This is a genomic window from Longimicrobium sp. (assembly GCF_048594345.1).
In the GTDB taxonomy this organism is placed as follows: domain Bacteria; phylum Gemmatimonadota; class Gemmatimonadetes; order Longimicrobiales; family Longimicrobiaceae; genus Longimicrobium.
In genome coordinates this window covers 16009-31212 of record NZ_JBMDXM010000016.1, presented here as the reverse complement: position 1 = coordinate 31212, position 15204 = coordinate 16009, and the positions used below count along the sequence as shown (strand labels likewise).

Annotated in this window: 14 protein-coding genes; 10 read left to right on the top strand and 4 right to left on the bottom strand. The window is 68.9% G+C overall.

Annotated elements, in window-relative coordinates:
* Positions 1–219: 219 nt before the first annotated feature.
* The 3 genes from ACOJUJ_RS01660 to ACOJUJ_RS01650 all read right to left on the bottom strand — a co-directional run bounded on the left by ACOJUJ_RS01660 (position 220) and on the right by ACOJUJ_RS01650 (position 3977).
* Positions 220–1173: a ring-cleaving dioxygenase gene (locus tag ACOJUJ_RS01660; protein WP_420125102.1), complete on the bottom strand. Its 954-nt coding sequence runs from the start codon at positions 1171–1173 to the stop codon at positions 220–222.
* Between the two features lie 276 nt (positions 1174–1449).
* Positions 1450–2109: a carbonate dehydratase gene (gene can / locus ACOJUJ_RS01655; RefSeq protein WP_420125101.1), complete on the bottom strand. Its 660-nt coding sequence runs from the start codon at positions 2107–2109 to the stop codon at positions 1450–1452.
* 59 nt (positions 2110–2168) lie between these two features.
* Positions 2169–3977: a stage II sporulation protein M gene (locus ACOJUJ_RS01650; RefSeq protein WP_420125100.1), complete on the bottom strand. Its 1809-nt coding sequence runs from the start codon at positions 3975–3977 to the stop codon at positions 2169–2171.
* 912 nt (positions 3978–4889) lie between these two features.
* Here ACOJUJ_RS01650 and ACOJUJ_RS01645 point away from each other — a divergent pair.
* The 6 genes from ACOJUJ_RS01645 (at position 4890) to ACOJUJ_RS01620 (ending at position 11088) form a co-directional block, all read left to right on the top strand.
* A complete protein-coding gene (locus tag ACOJUJ_RS01645) occupies positions 4890–5603 on the top strand; it encodes a hypothetical protein (protein ID WP_420125099.1) in 714 nt (237 codons plus the stop codon).
* A gap of 6 nt (positions 5604–5609) precedes the next feature.
* Entirely contained in the window at positions 5610–6665 is a 1056-nt protein-coding gene (locus ACOJUJ_RS01640; protein WP_420125098.1) for a hypothetical protein, read from the top strand.
* Positions 6666–6738: 73 nt separating this feature from the next.
* Positions 6739–8556, top strand: a complete 1818-nt coding sequence (locus tag ACOJUJ_RS01635; protein WP_420125097.1) for an OmpA family protein — start codon at positions 6739–6741, stop codon at positions 8554–8556.
* Positions 8557–8675: 119 nt separating this feature from the next.
* Entirely contained in the window at positions 8676–9458 is a 783-nt protein-coding gene (locus tag ACOJUJ_RS01630) for an ABC transporter permease (RefSeq protein ID WP_420125096.1), read from the top strand.
* Positions 9459–9464: 6 nt separating this feature from the next.
* Positions 9465–10295, top strand: a complete 831-nt coding sequence (locus tag ACOJUJ_RS01625) for an ABC transporter ATP-binding protein (RefSeq protein WP_420125095.1) — start codon at positions 9465–9467, stop codon at positions 10293–10295.
* A gap of 454 nt (positions 10296–10749) precedes the next feature.
* Positions 10750–11088 carry a YnfA family protein gene (locus ACOJUJ_RS01620; protein WP_420125094.1) on the top strand — a complete coding sequence of 113 codons (339 nt, stop codon included), beginning with the start codon at positions 10750–10752 and terminating at the stop codon, positions 11086–11088.
* Positions 11089–11171: 83 nt separating this feature from the next.
* Here ACOJUJ_RS01620 and ACOJUJ_RS01615 read toward each other — a convergent pair whose 3' ends face one another.
* Complete coding sequence (locus tag ACOJUJ_RS01615; protein ID WP_420125093.1) at positions 11172–11630, bottom strand: DUF6174 domain-containing protein; 459 nt, start codon at positions 11628–11630, stop codon at positions 11172–11174.
* A gap of 176 nt (positions 11631–11806) precedes the next feature.
* Here ACOJUJ_RS01615 and ACOJUJ_RS01610 point away from each other — a divergent pair, with 176 nt between their 5' ends.
* The 4 genes from ACOJUJ_RS01610 (at position 11807) to ACOJUJ_RS01595 (ending at position 15120) form a co-directional block, all read left to right on the top strand.
* Positions 11807–12934 carry an endonuclease/exonuclease/phosphatase family protein gene (locus ACOJUJ_RS01610; RefSeq protein ID WP_420125092.1) on the top strand — a complete coding sequence of 376 codons (1128 nt, stop codon included), beginning with the start codon at positions 11807–11809 and terminating at the stop codon, positions 12932–12934.
* Positions 12931–13692 (top strand): CDP-alcohol phosphatidyltransferase family protein, encoded by a 762-nt coding sequence (locus ACOJUJ_RS01605; protein WP_420125091.1) that lies wholly within the window; start codon positions 12931–12933, stop codon positions 13690–13692. Before ACOJUJ_RS01610 ends, ACOJUJ_RS01605 begins: the two co-directional genes overlap by 4 nt.
* Positions 13693–14006: 314 nt before the next feature.
* Positions 14007–14564 carry an RNA polymerase sigma factor gene (locus tag ACOJUJ_RS01600; protein ID WP_420125090.1) on the top strand — a complete coding sequence of 186 codons (558 nt, stop codon included), beginning with the start codon at positions 14007–14009 and terminating at the stop codon, positions 14562–14564.
* The gene (locus tag ACOJUJ_RS01595) at positions 14551–15120 is read left to right on the top strand and encodes a hypothetical protein (RefSeq protein ID WP_420125089.1); all 570 of its coding nucleotides are present in this window, start codon (positions 14551–14553) and stop codon (positions 15118–15120) included. The genes ACOJUJ_RS01600 and ACOJUJ_RS01595 overlap by 14 nt, the downstream gene beginning before the upstream one ends.
* The last annotated feature ends 84 nt before the right edge of the window (positions 15121–15204 follow it).

Genomic DNA, 15204 nt, shown 5'->3' with positions numbered 1-15204 from the left:
GCGTATCAACCTTACCAACGACAACTCCGACGAAAACCCCCTGCGCTGCCGCCCGATGGACGGCTGAGAATCCGGGAACAGATCTCACGCGGAGACGCGGAGCAAAAGAGAGCCGCGGAGAAAAGACAAGGAGGACGCGGGGGTGGCCATCACCCGCGGCCTCCCGTTTATCCTCCGCGCCTCCGCGCCCTCCGCGTCTCCGCGTGAGCCCCGGGTTTTTCAGTCGATCGGCTTGAGGGCGGCGACGATGGACGCGCGGCGCGGCTCCAGAAACGGCGGCAGCACCACGGACTCACCCAGCGTCTCGGCGTTCTCGTCCACCGCGAAGCCGGGGCCGTCGGTGGCGATCTCGAACAGGATGCCGTTGGGCTCGCGAAAGTACAGGCTGCGAAAGTAGTAGCGGTCCACCTCGCCGCTGTTGCGCACCCCCAGCTCGTTCAGCCGCCTGGCCCAGGCGTGGTACTGCTCCTCGTCCGGCGTGCGGAAGGCAACGTGGTGCACGCCGCCGGCGCCCGGTTGCACCACGGGCTTTTCCGGCTGCACCGCCACGTGCAGCTCCGCGTGCGGCCCGCCTTGCCCCATCTGGTACACGTGCACGGTGTTGCGCGGGTTCTCCGGGTCCGGATAGCGGCGCACCTGGCGCATGTTGCACACGCCGGTGAGCACCATGTCCGTCATCCGCAGCTCGGGGACGCTCATCACGATGGGGCCCAGGCCGCGCACCTGGTACTCCGGCGGCACGGGGCCGCGGTCCCACGGCACCGGCGTGTCGCCCGCGCCGCCGTCGTCCACCAGCGCCAGCCGCTGACCCTCGGTGTCCTCGAACTCCAGTGTGAGCCGGCCGTCGTGCTCCGCGATCCCCTGCGTCTGCACGCCGGCGTCGGCAAGATGGCCCACCCACCAGTCCAGCGCCGCCTGCCCGTTCACCCGCAGGCATGTGCGGATGATGCTGTGCGTGCCGCGCTTTTCCGGCGGCACCGGCCAGTCGAAAAAGGTGAGATCGGTCCCCGGGCTTCCCACCGCGTCGGCGTAGAACAGGTGATAGGCGCTCACGTCGTCCTGGTTCACGCTGCGCTTGACCAGCCGCATCCCCATCACCTGCGTGTAGAAGCGGTAGTTCTCGCGGATGTTTCCGGAGACGGCGGTCAGGTGGTGGATTCCGGTAAATTCCATGTTCTTCTCCGTCGGTCGGGTGCGGCGAGCGCATGACCCCACATGCCTCGCGCACTCTTTATACAATGCAAGTTCCACGCGGAGGCCGCCGGGCAGAAAAAAGACGAGGACGCGGGAGAAGATGAAGAGTCCCAAGCTCCCCGTCCTTCCTCCGCGTCCCCCTCGGGCCCTCTCCCCCGACCGGCCTTTCGCTCGTTCCTCGCGACGGCGGTCGACCCCTCCCCCAACCCCGGGGGAGGGGTGGTGCGCCTCCAGGCATCCTGAGACTTCTTCCGTTCAGACCGCGCCCTCCGCAACCAGCATTTCCAGCGCGGAGGCGTGAAAGCCGGGCAACTCGTCCGCGCAGGTAACGCACATGCGCAGGTCGTGCAGCCGACCGTCTTGCAGGCGGTAGATCCACCCGTGCACCGCCAGCTGCTGCCCGCGCGCCCACGCGTCCTGGACCACGGTGGTCTGGCAGACGTTGTTCACCTGCTCGATCACGTTCAGCTCGCACATGCGGTCAAGCCGCACCGCGGGATCGTCGATGCCGGCCAGCAGCTCCGCGTGCTTGTCGCGCACGTCCACCACGTGGCGAAGCCAGTTGTCGGCCAGCCCCACCTTGATTCCCTCCAGCGCCGCCCGCACGCCGCCGCAGCCGTAGTGCCCGCAGACGATCACGTCCTTGACCTTGAGCACGTCCACCGCAAACTGCAGCACCGACAGGCAGTTGAGGTCGGTATGGACGACGACGTTGGCCACGTTGCGGTGCACGAACAGCTCGCCCGGGGCCAGGTCCACGATCTCGTTGGCCGGCACCCGGCTGTCGGAGCATCCGATCCACAGGTATTCCGGCGCCTGCTGCCCCACCAGGCGGGCAAAGAACTCCGGGTCGCTCTCCGTCATTCGCGCGGACCACGCGCGGTTCTTCTCGAAAAGATGCTTCCGTGTCCGCATGGGTCGGGTGATTTCCTGAATTCGGTCGATGGTCGCCGGTCGGTTCCGGCCGATGGCGGTCAGCGGTCGCCGGCGTGCTCGGCGGCGTTCAGATGCTCCGCGCCGCGTCCGGCGAACGCGAAATACGCCACCATCGCCAGCGCCGCAACCGCCGCGAAGCCCAGCTTGATCTCCCGCGGCAGCTCCGATGGCGAGATGAAGCCCTCGATGGTGCCGGCGATCACCAGCATCAGCGCCGTTCCGCCGATCAGCGACACGGCCTCGCGGCCGCGCGTGACCAGCACCTCGCGCCGCGTTCGCCGCCCGGGCAGGAGCATGGCCGAGCCCATCCACAGCCCCGCCCCGCCCGCGATGCAGATGGCCGTAAGCTCGATCACGCCGTGGGGGAGCACGAAGGTCCACAGGTGCAGGCTCTGCCCCTGGTTGGCGAACGCGGCGGCCACGGAGCCCAGCATCACCCCGTTCATCACCAGCACCCATCCCGTCCCCAGCCCGGCCAGAATCCCGCCCGCGAAGGCCAGGAAGGTCACCTGCACGTTGTTGCTGATCAGGCTGCTGGCCATGGCCGGCATCCACACCTCCGGCACCTCCACGTACCCTTCGCCCTTCCGCTCCTTTTCCACCGACTCTTCCACGCGCGCCAGCATCTCGCCGCTCAGCAGCTGGTGCTCCAGCTCCGGCTCGCCCCGCACGGCGGCAAAGGTCAGCAGCGTGGGAAGGTAGAAAAGGACGGAGGCAACCAGGATCGGCTTCCACCGGCGCCGCGCCAGCGCCGCGAAGCCGCCGCCGGCGAACGAGCGAAAGCGGCTCCACGAGCGCGTGGGCGGGCGGTAGAGCAGGTTGTGGCCAAAGCCCACCAGCCGCTCCATGGTGTACAGCAGCTCCGGCGAGCCGCCGTACGTGCGCGCGCGCGCCAGGTCCGCCGCCATCTCGCGGTACAGCGCGGCAAAGCGCGACACCCTGGCCTCGCCCAGCGTCTCCAGCCCGTTCTCGCGCGCCCGGGCCAGCAGCGCCTGGTACTCGTCCCACTCGCCCCGCTGCCGCCGCACCAGCGCCGTGGCCTGCGCCGTCCCCGCGCGGCCGCCCGCGCCGGACGCCCTGCGGCGCGCCATCTCCTCGTCGTGCACGGCGGCAAGGTAGGCGTCGGAGCTCATCTGCCACCGCCGCGCGTCTTCTTCGAAGTGGCGCTCCACCCGCGACATCAGCTTGCGTGACAGGTCCGCGCGCACCTCGCCGGCGAGCGACGCGCGGCGGGCGACGTACGTTTCCAGCGTGGAGAACTCTTCGTCCGTCAGGCGCGGGCGGCCCAGGGCCACCGGCATGGCGATCTTCGCCTCTTCCGGGATGGGCGCGCCGGTGCGGTCGCGCACTACGACGGTACCCGCGGCCAGGTCGCCCAGGCGCTTGGTCTGCGGGTGCAGCATCATCGTCAGCCCCCCCGCCGCCCACGAGGGAATGGGCTGAACGTCGATGATGCGCATCAGGTTGCGCACCGCCGCGCCGCGCACCGTGACGGGAAAGCCGCCGTCGTGCACCACCCGGATCCCCATCCGCCGCTTTCCCGGCGTCTGCCCGTCGCGCAGCCCTTCGTAGAACACGAAGTAGCCCCATGTCAGCACGAACACGGCAAGCAGGACGATTCCGAGGCCGACCCCCGTCACGGCGCTGTCCAGCCCCAGGGCGTACGCCAGCGCCATCACGCCCAGCCAGATGCCCAGCGTCCCCAGCATGATCAGGAACCAGTCGATCAGCAGCGCGGTAAAGCGCGAGCCCAGGTCCGCCAGCTCGTAGCCGATGGCCACGTGCTCCGGCGTCTCGACGTCCACCTGCCGGTCCGCCAGCAGGTGCGCGGTAGCGGTCTGCGCCATGATCGAACGTTCCAGCGTGGATGGATGTGCGGCATGCGGCCGGGGCGGGCTGCCGCGAGGGGGCGCCCGGATGGGTGCGACGGGGCACAATGTAGCCGGGGGGGCGGAGGATGGCGAGAGAAAAAGAGGGATCGAACTGCGTCCGCCGGGGTGCCCCTCCCCCGGCCCCTCCCCGTTCGTTCCTCACGGAGAGGGGAGAACTTCGGTCCCGATTCAAAAAGGTGCGTCGCACCTCCCTCCCCCGCGCAGTTTGCGGGGGAGGGCCGGGGAGGAGGGCGGCCCACCATCCCGCACCCGGTCTTCCCGGACGCACCCCAGCCTGCCTTACATCAACCTCCCCCGGCAGTTTCGGGGGAGGTGGGCCGGTGGTGCCGGCCCGGAGGGAGCCTGCGCGGAGCCATCCGAAGCTCGCCGCCGCCGGCCCGACACCAACCTCCCCCGGCAGTTTCGGGGGAGGTGGGCGGGTGGTGCCCGCCCGGAGGGGGCCTGCGCGGAGCCATCCGAAGCTCACCGCATCCAGCCCCACCTCGACACTCCCGCCGCGTCCCCGCGCGACGCGCAGAAGGCTTGCCCCCACGGCGCCCGTCAACTAAAATCCAGCCGTCTGCAAACTTACCGCTCCGGCCGCCGGCGCCCGCGTGGGGCCTGCCGCGCCCGGGGCGCCGCGCCGCGCCGAGGCAGGCGCCTTCGCCCGCCTCATCAGGACCTCCTCGCGAATCCGCACTCCGCAGCCGGTCCTCCATTCGCGCCCGGACTTCTAAAAAAAGCAGAACGAAACTCCCATCCGGCGTAACCCGTATCGAACCAACGTCTTGCGGCGCACCCGCACGACCAGGCGTTCACACGGGACATCGGTTTCCGGACTTCCGATCCCCCACCCCTGCACGGCGGCCCCGCGCCGCGGCGAGACCCATGAAGGACCTTTTCGACAAGCTCAAGGACGCGGGCAGAGACGCCCGGGGCACCTTTGTGGTGCTTGACGAGGACGGCAACGAGGTCGAGGCCCCCGCGGGCGCCCCCGGCGCCAGGCCGGCCGCTCCGCGCCCGGCGGCTCCCAGCGCCGCGCCTGCGTCCGCGCCCACCGCCGGCTCGGCGCCCGGGGTGCCGGCCGCGGTGGCCGCCGCGACGGTGGACCCGGAGTTCGTCCAGGGGCTTCAGGCCGCCTGCCAGGGGAGCAAAAAGGCCGCGTACACGCAGTTTCAGACGCTGTACTCGGCCCTGGGCGCCATCGGCGACCCGGCGCAGCGCGCGCAGCTGGCGCTGAGCGCCGCGCAGGCCAGCCACGGCGTCACGCCGCAGCAGGTGGCCGAGGCCATCGACGACCGCCTGGCCATCCTGGCCGCCGAGCGCCAGGCGTTCGACAAGGCGGTGCAGGCCGAGACGGACCACAGCATCGGCGCCACGCAAAAGCGCATCGACGCGGCCAAGGCCGAGATCGCCAAAAAGGCCGACGAGATTCGCCAGCTGGAGGCCACGCGCGTGGAGCTGGAGCGCGGCATCGCCGAGGCGCGCGCGGCGATCGACGGCAACTCCGCGCGGTTCGCCGCATCGTACGCCGTGGTCGAGGCCGAGCTGGCCGCGGAACGCGCGCGCATTGCCCCGTTCATCACCTCCAACGCCAAGTAGCGGTCCATGAGCGACCTTTCTCCCTCGTCCACGCAGCCCGCCGGCAAGCGCTCGTACTGGAAGCGCCCCGAGGGCAAGGTAGGCATGGCCATCCTGGCCGGCGTGGGTGCCGTGCTGGGGTGGGGGTTCATCCGTGTGCTCCCGCAGCTCATCCAGCTGGCCGAGAACACGCTGTACCTTACGTTCCTGCTGGGCGCGCTGGCGCTGGTGTACGCCATGGTCTTTGTGTGGGACCGGCCGCGCACGCTGCTGTTCTACGGCCTGCAGATGATCTCGCGCTGGGTCACCGGCAACTTCGTGGAGCTTGATCCGGTCTCCATCCTCAAGTCCTTCGTCAAGCAGATGAAGCAGCGGAGGGAGATCATCCAGGACCGCCTGGGCCGCCTTGTGGGCGTGCGGCGGATGCTGGAAGCCAAGATCGCCAAGAGCGAAAAGGAGCGTCAGCAGGCGCTGCGCCTGGCCGCCGCGGCCAAGGGGACGGGCGACGACGACGGGCTGAACGCCCACGCCGAGATCGCCGCGCGCCGCTCGCGCGACATCGAGGAGTACAACTCGATGAAGGGGCAGATGGAGAACATCGAAACCCTGCTGCAGCGGGTGCTGCGCCGCGCCGACTACCACATCCAGACGGCCGAGGACGAGGCCAACCAGTTGGCCGACAAGCACGCCATCACCCGCTCGGTGGCGGCGGCGACCACGGCGGCGCAGGGGATCTTTGGCGATACGGACCTGCTGGAGGTGCGCGACATGGCCGCCGCCCGCATTCGCGACGACTACGAAAAGCGCCTGGGCGAGCTGCAGACCCTGATCGACCTGACCGACTTCGACCACGCTGTGGACCTGAACCAGATGGCGTTCCGGCAGGACGGGCTGGCGCAGCTGGCCGAGGCCGAGAAGAAGGTGACGGCGGCCGAGGCGGGGGAGACGGCGGCCGCGGCGCCGCGGCCGGTGGGGGCGGGCGACCCGCTGGCGGGCTTCAGCACCGGCATCGCCGGCGGCACGCCCATGGGCGCCAACCCCGAAGACCGCTGGCGCGGCAAGCTGCGCAGCAAGGGCGGCTGAGCCGTCCCGCAACGGCAACCGGCCGCGCGCGTGCGCGGCCGGCGGTGGTACAACCTGAACTCGCGATCCATCCATGCGATTGACTTCGACCGGGCAGAAGACCGTCCGCGTGCTGGGCGGGCTGGTCGTCATCCTCCTCATCGGCCTGGGGCTGCGCTTCGCGGCGCAGAACGGCTACGGCCGCGGCATCATCGGATCCCTTACGCCCGACAAGGTAGAGGGGCTGGACGCGGCCACCGAGCAGAGCCAGAGCAACGCGGCGTTCGCCGGGCTGCCCAGCGACAAGCCGGCGGCGCTTCCCGGCGCTCCGGAGGTGCGCATCAACTTCTGGGCGTGGAACAGCCAGATGGGATGCCTTTACTCCAACGGCGGCCCGGTGACCACCGAGGGCTCGCTGATGGAAAAGCAGGGGATCAAGGTGTTCATCAGCCGGCAGGACGACAACAGCCAGCTGATGGCGCAGCTTACCCGGCTTGCGCAGGGGCTGCACGGCGGGCAGGCGCAGCCGCGCGACGGCATTCACTTCATCGGCATCATGGGTGACGGCGCGGGCGCGTTCCTGGCGGCGCTCAACACCCAGCTGGAGGAAAGCTTCGGCCCCGAGTACCGCGCCGAGATCGTCGGCTCGTGCGGCTACTCGCGCGGCGAGGACAAGCTGATGGGGCCGCAGAAGTGGCGCGACAACCCGCAGAGCATGCGGGGCGCGGTAATCGCGGGCGTGCTGCGCGACGGCGACTGGAACATCGCCCAGCGCTTCATGGGCGACAACGGCCTGGCCAACAACCCCGACGAGCGCACCTACGACCCCAACGCGGTCAACTGGGTGAACACCAGCAGCTACGTGGACGCGACCGAAAAGTACGTGTCCAACTACTGCGAAGAGCGCCCGGTGGTCGAGAACGGGCGCCGCACGGGCGAGACCAAGCGCATCTGCGTGGACGGCATCGTCACCTGGACGCCGGCGGACGTGACGGCGGCGCGCGAGCGCGGCGGGCTGGTGTCCGTCGTCTCCACCAAGGAGTACAGCTCGCAGATGCCGCACGTGCTCATCGGCATCCGCAAGTGGAACCAGGACAACCGCGCCACGGTTGAAAAGCTGCTCACCGCCTTTACGCAGGGCGGCGACCAGGTGCTGGCGCACCCGCAGGCGCTGAGCCGCGCGGCCGAGATCAGCCAGGAGATCTACCAGGAAGCCGGCGCCGACGCGGCGTACTGGGAAAAGTACTACAAAGGCGTGACGGAGCCGGACAAGCAGGGGATCCCGGTGGAGCTGGGCGGATCCAAGGCCAACAACCTGGCGGACAACCTGCTGCTGTTTGGCCTGGCGCAGGGAAGCACGCCGGAGACCAGCCGCTTTCGCTCCGTGTACACGGTGTTCGGCAAGATCGTCACGCAGCAGTACCCGGACCTGGTGCCCAGCGTACCGGCGTACGACAGCATCGTGGACGTGAGCTACCTGCGCGCCGTGGCGTCGCGGGCGGGCGGCGAAGTGGGCCGCGCCGAAACCACGACGTTCGCCGACTCCACCAGCCGCGTGACGCGCGTGGTGGGACGCCGCAACGTCAAGATCTCGTTCGCCACCGGCTCGGCGGAGTTCACGCCGCAGACGGAGCGCGAGCTGCAGCAGCTGTTCGACGAGCTGTCCATCAACTCGCTGGCGGTCGAGGTGCACGGCCACACCGACAACGTGGGTGACGCGGCCGCCAACCAGCAGCTGTCCGAAGACCGCGCCATCGCGGTAAAGCAGTGGCTGGAGCGCCGCAGCGCCGCCACCTTCCCCTCGGGCCGCGTGCGGGTGTTCGCGCACGGCAGCACGCAGCCGGTGGAAAGCAACCGCACCGAGGCGGGTCGCGCGGCCAACCGCCGCGTGGAGATCGTCATCGGCAGCTGAGTGATGGAGTCGAGTGCCCGGTGCCGGTGCCCAGCGGAATCCTGCTGGGCACCCGGCACCGGGCACTCTTCACTTTCGCACTCCCGCACTTCGCACTTTCGCACTCCTACACACTCCCAATGGCTTCTCTCGGTCCCGCGCTGCGCCCCAACCCGTGGATTCCGCGCAGCGCGTACTGGATGCTCGCCGGCATGTGGACGGTAGTCATCCTGCTTCTGTGGATGATCTCGCCCGCGTTCTTTCCCAAGCCCGGCCGGGTGTTCGCGGCCATGGGCGAGATGATGAACCAGGGGCTGATCGGCGAGCTGGCCACCAGCCTGGGCCTGTTCGCCCAGTCGCTGCTGATCGCCACCCTCATCTCGCTGGCGCTGGCCTACCTTACGGTGGTGGCGGGGGTGCGGCCGTTCATCATGGCGCTCACCCGCGCGCGCTTCCTGAGCCTGGTGGGCCTCACCTTCATCTTCACCATGATGGTGGGCGGCGGGCGGCCGCTGAAGGTGTCGCTGCTGGTGTTCGGCATCTCCGCCTTCTTCCTTACCTCCATGGTGGACGTGGTGGCCTCGGTGCCGCGAGAAAAGCTGGACCACGCCCGCACGCTGCGCATGGGCGAGTGGCGCGTGGTGTGGGAGGTGATCGTGCTGGGGCAGATGGGGGTCACGCTCGACGTGCTGCGGCAGAACGCGGCCATCGGGTGGATGATGCTGACGATGGTGGAAGGGATCAGCCGCAGCGAGGGCGGCATTGGCGCCATGCTGATGGACCAGAACAAGCACTTCAACCTGGCGGCCATCATCGCCGTGCAGATCGTCTTTCTGATCGCGGGATTCTTCCAGGACGCGTTCCTGGCCTGGCTCAAGGCGACGGTGGTGCCGCACGCGGCGCTGGCCACGGTGCGGAGGTAACGGGCGATGAGCGACGTGATGGAATACTCGCGCGGCGGGGTGCTGCTTGACCTGCAGGGCGTGACGGTGACCCGCGGCGGCGTGCCCGTGCTGCGCGACCTTACCGCGCAGGTGCACGACCTGATCCGCCCCGGAATGCAGCAGGGGCAGATCGTGGGGCTGCTGGGTCCCTCGGGCGTGGGCAAGACCACCCTGTTCCACGTGCTTGCCGGGCTGCTGAAGCCGGACCAGGGCACGGTGCGCATCGGCGACAAGGCGGTGCCGGCGCAGCCCGGGCTGGTAGGCGTGGTGGCGCAGAACTACGTGCTTTTCGAACACCGCTCCGTGCTGGGCAACCTGCTGATCGCGGCCAGGCAGGCGGGGATGAGCGCGGTGGCGGCCAAGGAAGCGTCGATGAAGTACCTGGAGCGCTTTGGGCTGGCGGCGCACGCGGACAAGTATCCGCTGCAGCTTTCCGGCGGCCAGCGCCAGCGCATCGCCATCGCGCAGCAGCTGCTGTGCTCGGAGCTGTACCTGGTGATGGACGAGCCGTTCAGCGGCCTGGACGTGATCCAGCAGGAAAACGTGCAGAAGCTCATCCTGGAGGTAAGCCAGACGCACGAGCACAACACCATCATCGTGGTGACGCACGACGTTTCCGCCGCGGTGGCGGTGTCCGACACCATCTGGCTGATGGGCCGCGATCGCGACCAGGCGGGCAACGTCATCCCCGGTGCGCGCATCGTCGAGACCATTGACCTGATCGAAAAGGGCCTCGCCTGGCGGCCGGACATTCGCGAGCGCCCCGGCTACATCACGCTGGTGAACGAGATCAAGGAGCGCTTCCACACGCTCTGAAACGGCGGGTGTCACGCGGAGACGCGGAGGAAACAGAGGTCAGGGTACAGAGGAACAGAGAACAGCCAGAGGAACAGAGGTGATCCGTAGTCCTCCTCTGTTCCTCTGGCTGTTCTCCGTCCCTCTGTACCTTCCGATGGTGTTTTTCCCGATTCGGGATATGGATACAAGTTGGTAAACGGTGTCATCCTGAGGGAGCGCCACGCGGAACCTTCAGGAACACAAGAGCTTACGCGCGACCGAAGGACCTTTTCTCCGCCACCGTAAGGCCAGATGCGCGGCATGAAGCCAGCCTCACGCTTCTGCCGGCAAGGTCCTTCGGTCGGTGCCAGGGTATTGTGTATGAACGGATTATGGAGCGGCGCCTCCCTCAGGATGACTGAACGTCGGGATTCATCGCTACAGTGAAATCGTCGTCCCCATCCGCGCACCACAACCGAAAGGAACCGGTCCGATGGATTTTCGTCCGCTCGTCGTGTCCATCCTCCTGTTTGTGCTCGCCGGGCTGCTGGAGATCGGCGGCGGTTACCTGGTGTGGCAGTGGCTGCGCGAGGGGCGCGGCTGGGTGTTCGGCGCCATGGGAGGGCTGATCCTGTTCCTGTACGGCGTGGTGCCCACGCTTCAGCCGGCGCATTTCGGCAGGGTGTACGCTGCGTACGGCGGGGTGTTCGTGGTGCTTTCCATCCTCTGGGGATGGCGCATCGACCGGATCAGGCCCGACGCGGGGGACGTGGTGGGGGCGATGCTGTGCATTGCCGGCGTGGGCGTGATCATGTACTGGCCGCGGGGCTGATGGAGCGGGATGAAAAAGACGAGGACGCAGGGGATGTCGATCATCCGCTGCGTCCTCGTCCTTTCTCCGCCGCTCGCGGATTGCTACCGGGGATCGAAGGTTTCTACGACGAAGCCCTGCTCATCATCCACCCAGCTTTCGCGATGGTCGACGAATACCTCTACCGGCACGCCGTACTGCGCGTGGAAGGTGGCGTCGATGCGGAAGGCATCCTCCTCGACGGCCCGCTGCAGAATGCCGAACAGCTCCTCCACGGTGTCATACGATTCCCACAGCTGGGCGGTGACGCCGTTGGCCGGCTCCACCGGCTTCACGGACACGGGTACGCCGCCGCGCACCTCGATGACGGCCTTGCCGCCGAACCAGGCGCCCGTCAGCCGGACGGTCATCCCGTAGTCGTCCATGCCGTTTACGCTCCACAGCCGCTGTGCGTTGGCCAGCTCCATCTGCTCGCCGGTCACGCCCGTAAGGCTGCCGCCGTCACACGCCGCCAGCACCGCCACGCACGCCGCCACCAGACTCTTCAAACCAGTCAGCTTCATTCAGCCTCTCCGTGTACAGGGTGGACGACCATCGGCATTCATCCTCAGAACGCCCGGCCGCGCCGGGGTGTGACGAGGCGGCGTGGGCCGTAAAAATCAGGACAAAGCTTGAATGGCACGACGTACGCATAATGGAGATGCGATCACTATCCATCCACCCACGCTTATCGGCCTGAATGCACGTCGCGCAGTGGGTCACCGTCGCGCTGGGAGTGCTGGCGGCGCTGGTTACCGTGGTGAGCCTGTTTCCCGGCTCGCACTGGAGCGTGCGCCTGTGGGACTTTCCCCGCGTACAGATCGGGTTTCTCGCCGCCGCGGCGGGGATCGCTTACACGGTGTTCTTCTTTGACCGGGACGCGCTGGAGTGGGCGTTCCTGGCCGCCATGGCGGCGACCACGCTGTGGCAGGCGTACAAGATCTTTCCCTACACCCCGGCCGCGTCCAAGCAGGTGCAGCGCAGCACCATCGGTTCCATCAAGGGCCGTTCGCTGGAGACGCGGCGGCACCCCTCGTTTCGCCTGCTGATCACCAACGTGCTGATGGAAAACACGCGGCACGACCTGCTGCTGCGGGTGATCGAGGATGCCGCGCCCGACGTGGTGCTGGCGGTGGAGACGGACGCCGCGTGGGCCAAGGGGCTGGAGCCGCTCAAGCGCACCTATCCGCACAGGCTGGAGCAGCCGCAGGAGAACTATTACGGGATGATGCTGTACTCGCGGCTGCCCCTGGTGGAGGCGCGCTGCGAGTTCCTGGTGCAGGACGACATCCCGTCCATGCACGCGGTGCTGGAGCTGCCCGGCGGCGTGCACGTGTCGCTGCACGGCATTCACCCCCGCCCGCCGGAGCCGATCCGCGACCAGGACAGCACCCCGCGCGACGCGGAGCTGGTCATCATGGGCAAGATCATCGGCGACGAGGAGGACCGGCCCACGGTGGTGTGCGGCGACCTGAACGACGTGGCGTGGTCGCCTACGAGCGAGCTGTTCATCCGCCTGTCCGGGCTGCTGGATCCTCGGCGCGGGCGCGGGTTCTTCAACAGCTACAACGCCAAGAACCCGTTCTTTCGCTATCCGCTGGACCACGTGTTCCACAGCAACGACTTTCGCCTGGTGGAGCTGCGGCGGCTGTCCAGGATCGGTTCGGACCACTACCCCATGCTCATCGAGCTGAGCTACGAGCCCGACGCGGAGGTCGCGCAGCCGGAGCCGGAAAAGGAGCCGGGCGACGAGGAGCGCGCGGAAGACCGCCTGGAGGCGCAGGCCGAAGCCGCCGCCACCGGCGACGACCGCCCGGGGCGCGAGTGAGCCATCCGGCGGACGGCCGCCCGGTCACCACGGGCGAGCGGATTCGCGGCTATGCCGTGCACCTGTACACGGCGTCGGGGATCGTGCTGGCGGCGCTGGCGGCGGCGGAGATCTTTTCGCCGCGCCCGGACCCGCGCATCGTCTTTGCGCTCTTTGCGGCGGCCACGCTGGTCGATGCGTCGGACGGCTTTCTGGCGCGGCGCTGGGAGGTAAAGCGCACGGCGCCGGAGATCGACGGCCGCGCCATCGACGACATCGTCGACTACATCACCTTCACCTTTCTTCCGCTGCTGCTGGTGTGGCGGATGGAGTGGGTCCCGGAGCCCGTCCTCGCCTGGATCGCCCCGGCGCTGATCGCCTCCCTCTTCGGGTTCGCGAACACGGGAGCCAAGGACGAGGGCGGCGGATTCTTCCGAGGATTCCCGTCGTACTGGAACATCGTCGCCTTTTACGCCGGCCTGCTGCACCCGCTGGTTAGCGGCGTGATGGTCGTGGCGCTGGCGATCCTGACGGTGCTGCCGGTGCGCTTCATCTATCCCACCCTGGCGCCGCGGCCCTGGCGAATGCCGCTGCTGATCGGCGCGTTCGCGTGGCTGGCGTTTATGCTGTGGACGCTGCTGGACTATCCGGATGTGGAGCCGTGGCTGCTCTGGCTCTCGCTTTCGTATCCGCTGTTCTACACGCTGCTCTCCTGGCACCTGAGCCGCCAGGACCGGCGGGCGAGGGCGGCTTCCGTCCCCCGAGCCGCGGCCCGATGAGCGGGTAAACCCGCTGCTGGGACAGCGATAAGCCCCGCCCTGGGCTCGCGGAGCTCGCCCGGCGGGGCTTCACCTGCTCGTGTGGGCAGGGGCCTGCGCGCCGCGCGAGATCCCCGCGGGGAACACTCCGCCCTCGAGGAAACGCAGCGCCGGCATGCGCGACGTTTATACCCTCTCCCGCTTGCGGGAGAGGGTGCGAGCCTAAGCGAGCGGGTGAGGGTTCCCCGCCGTGCGCACCGCCCCTTCCCGTCTCCCCTCGCCTCCTTCCCCACTCCCATGCAACCATCCGCGCCTCCCGCGCCACATAAGCACGCATGAGAGCCGAACCCGCCGCGGTACCCGACCAGGCGCTTGCCCAGGCGCTTCTCCTACGGGGGGACGAACAGTCCTTTCGCGAGCTGTATGCCCGGCACACGCCGCGGCTGTACCAGCTGGTGCTGCGCATGCTGGGCGGCGCGGAGCACGACGCGGAAGACGTGGTGCAGGAAACCTGGATCCGCGCCACCGAGGCGCTGGGCGGGTTTCGGTGGGAGGCGGCGTTCGGCACCTGGCTTACGGGGATCGGGATCAACGTCGCGCGGGGGCTGCTGCGCAAGCAGGGACGCTGGCAGCCACTGGACGACGCCAGCGAGCCCTGGCGCCCGCCGCCCCGCGACGGCGAACGCATCGACCTGGAGCGGGCGATTGCCCTGCTGCCGGCAGGCTACCGGTCGGTGCTGCTGCTGCACGACGTGGAGGGCTACACCCACGACGAGATCGGCGAGCGGCTGGGGATCGCCCCCGGCACCTCCAAAAGCCAGCTCTCCCATGCCAGAAAGGCGCTCCGGCGGCTGCTGGAGCCCGCGATGAAGGAAGCACATGAGCACGCATGACGACGGGATGGACGAGGAGATGACGCCGGAGCTGCGCAGCCAGCTGTCCGCGCTGGCACGCGAGCGCGACCCGGGGCGGCTGCTGGAGGAGCGCACCGTGGGCGCCCTGCGCGACCGCGGCCTGATCGAGGCGCCCAAGGCAGGCGGACGCATCCGCCGCATTCCGCGGGCGTGGCTGGGCGGTGCGGTGGCGGCGGGGATCGCCCTGTTCGCCACCGGCATCACCGTGGGCCAGTGGATGGGCACGCGCGCCACCGCGCAGGTGGTTCAGGCGGTGCAGGCGCAGAACGAACGGCAGGCCGCCCTGCTGGTGCAGCAGACGGGCTCGGCCTACGTGGACGCGCTGGGGCAGATGGCGGCGCTCTCCGACAGCGGCAAGGCCACGCCGGTGGAGGGGCGCGAGGTGGCCACGCGGATCCTGCGCGCCGCCGCCGACGAGCTGGTACGCATCGCCCCGGACGATCCCATCGCGGGCGCCGTGCTGGCCGGCTTTCAGCGCGCGGACAGCGCGCAGGCGGCGGGCGCGGGGCAGAAGCAGCGGGTGGTGTGGTTCTGAAGGGCGATGCCCGGCATCCAGTGCCTGGACTCATGGGGCGGATGATCGATGGACCGGGCACTTGATCCTGGAAACTCGACACTT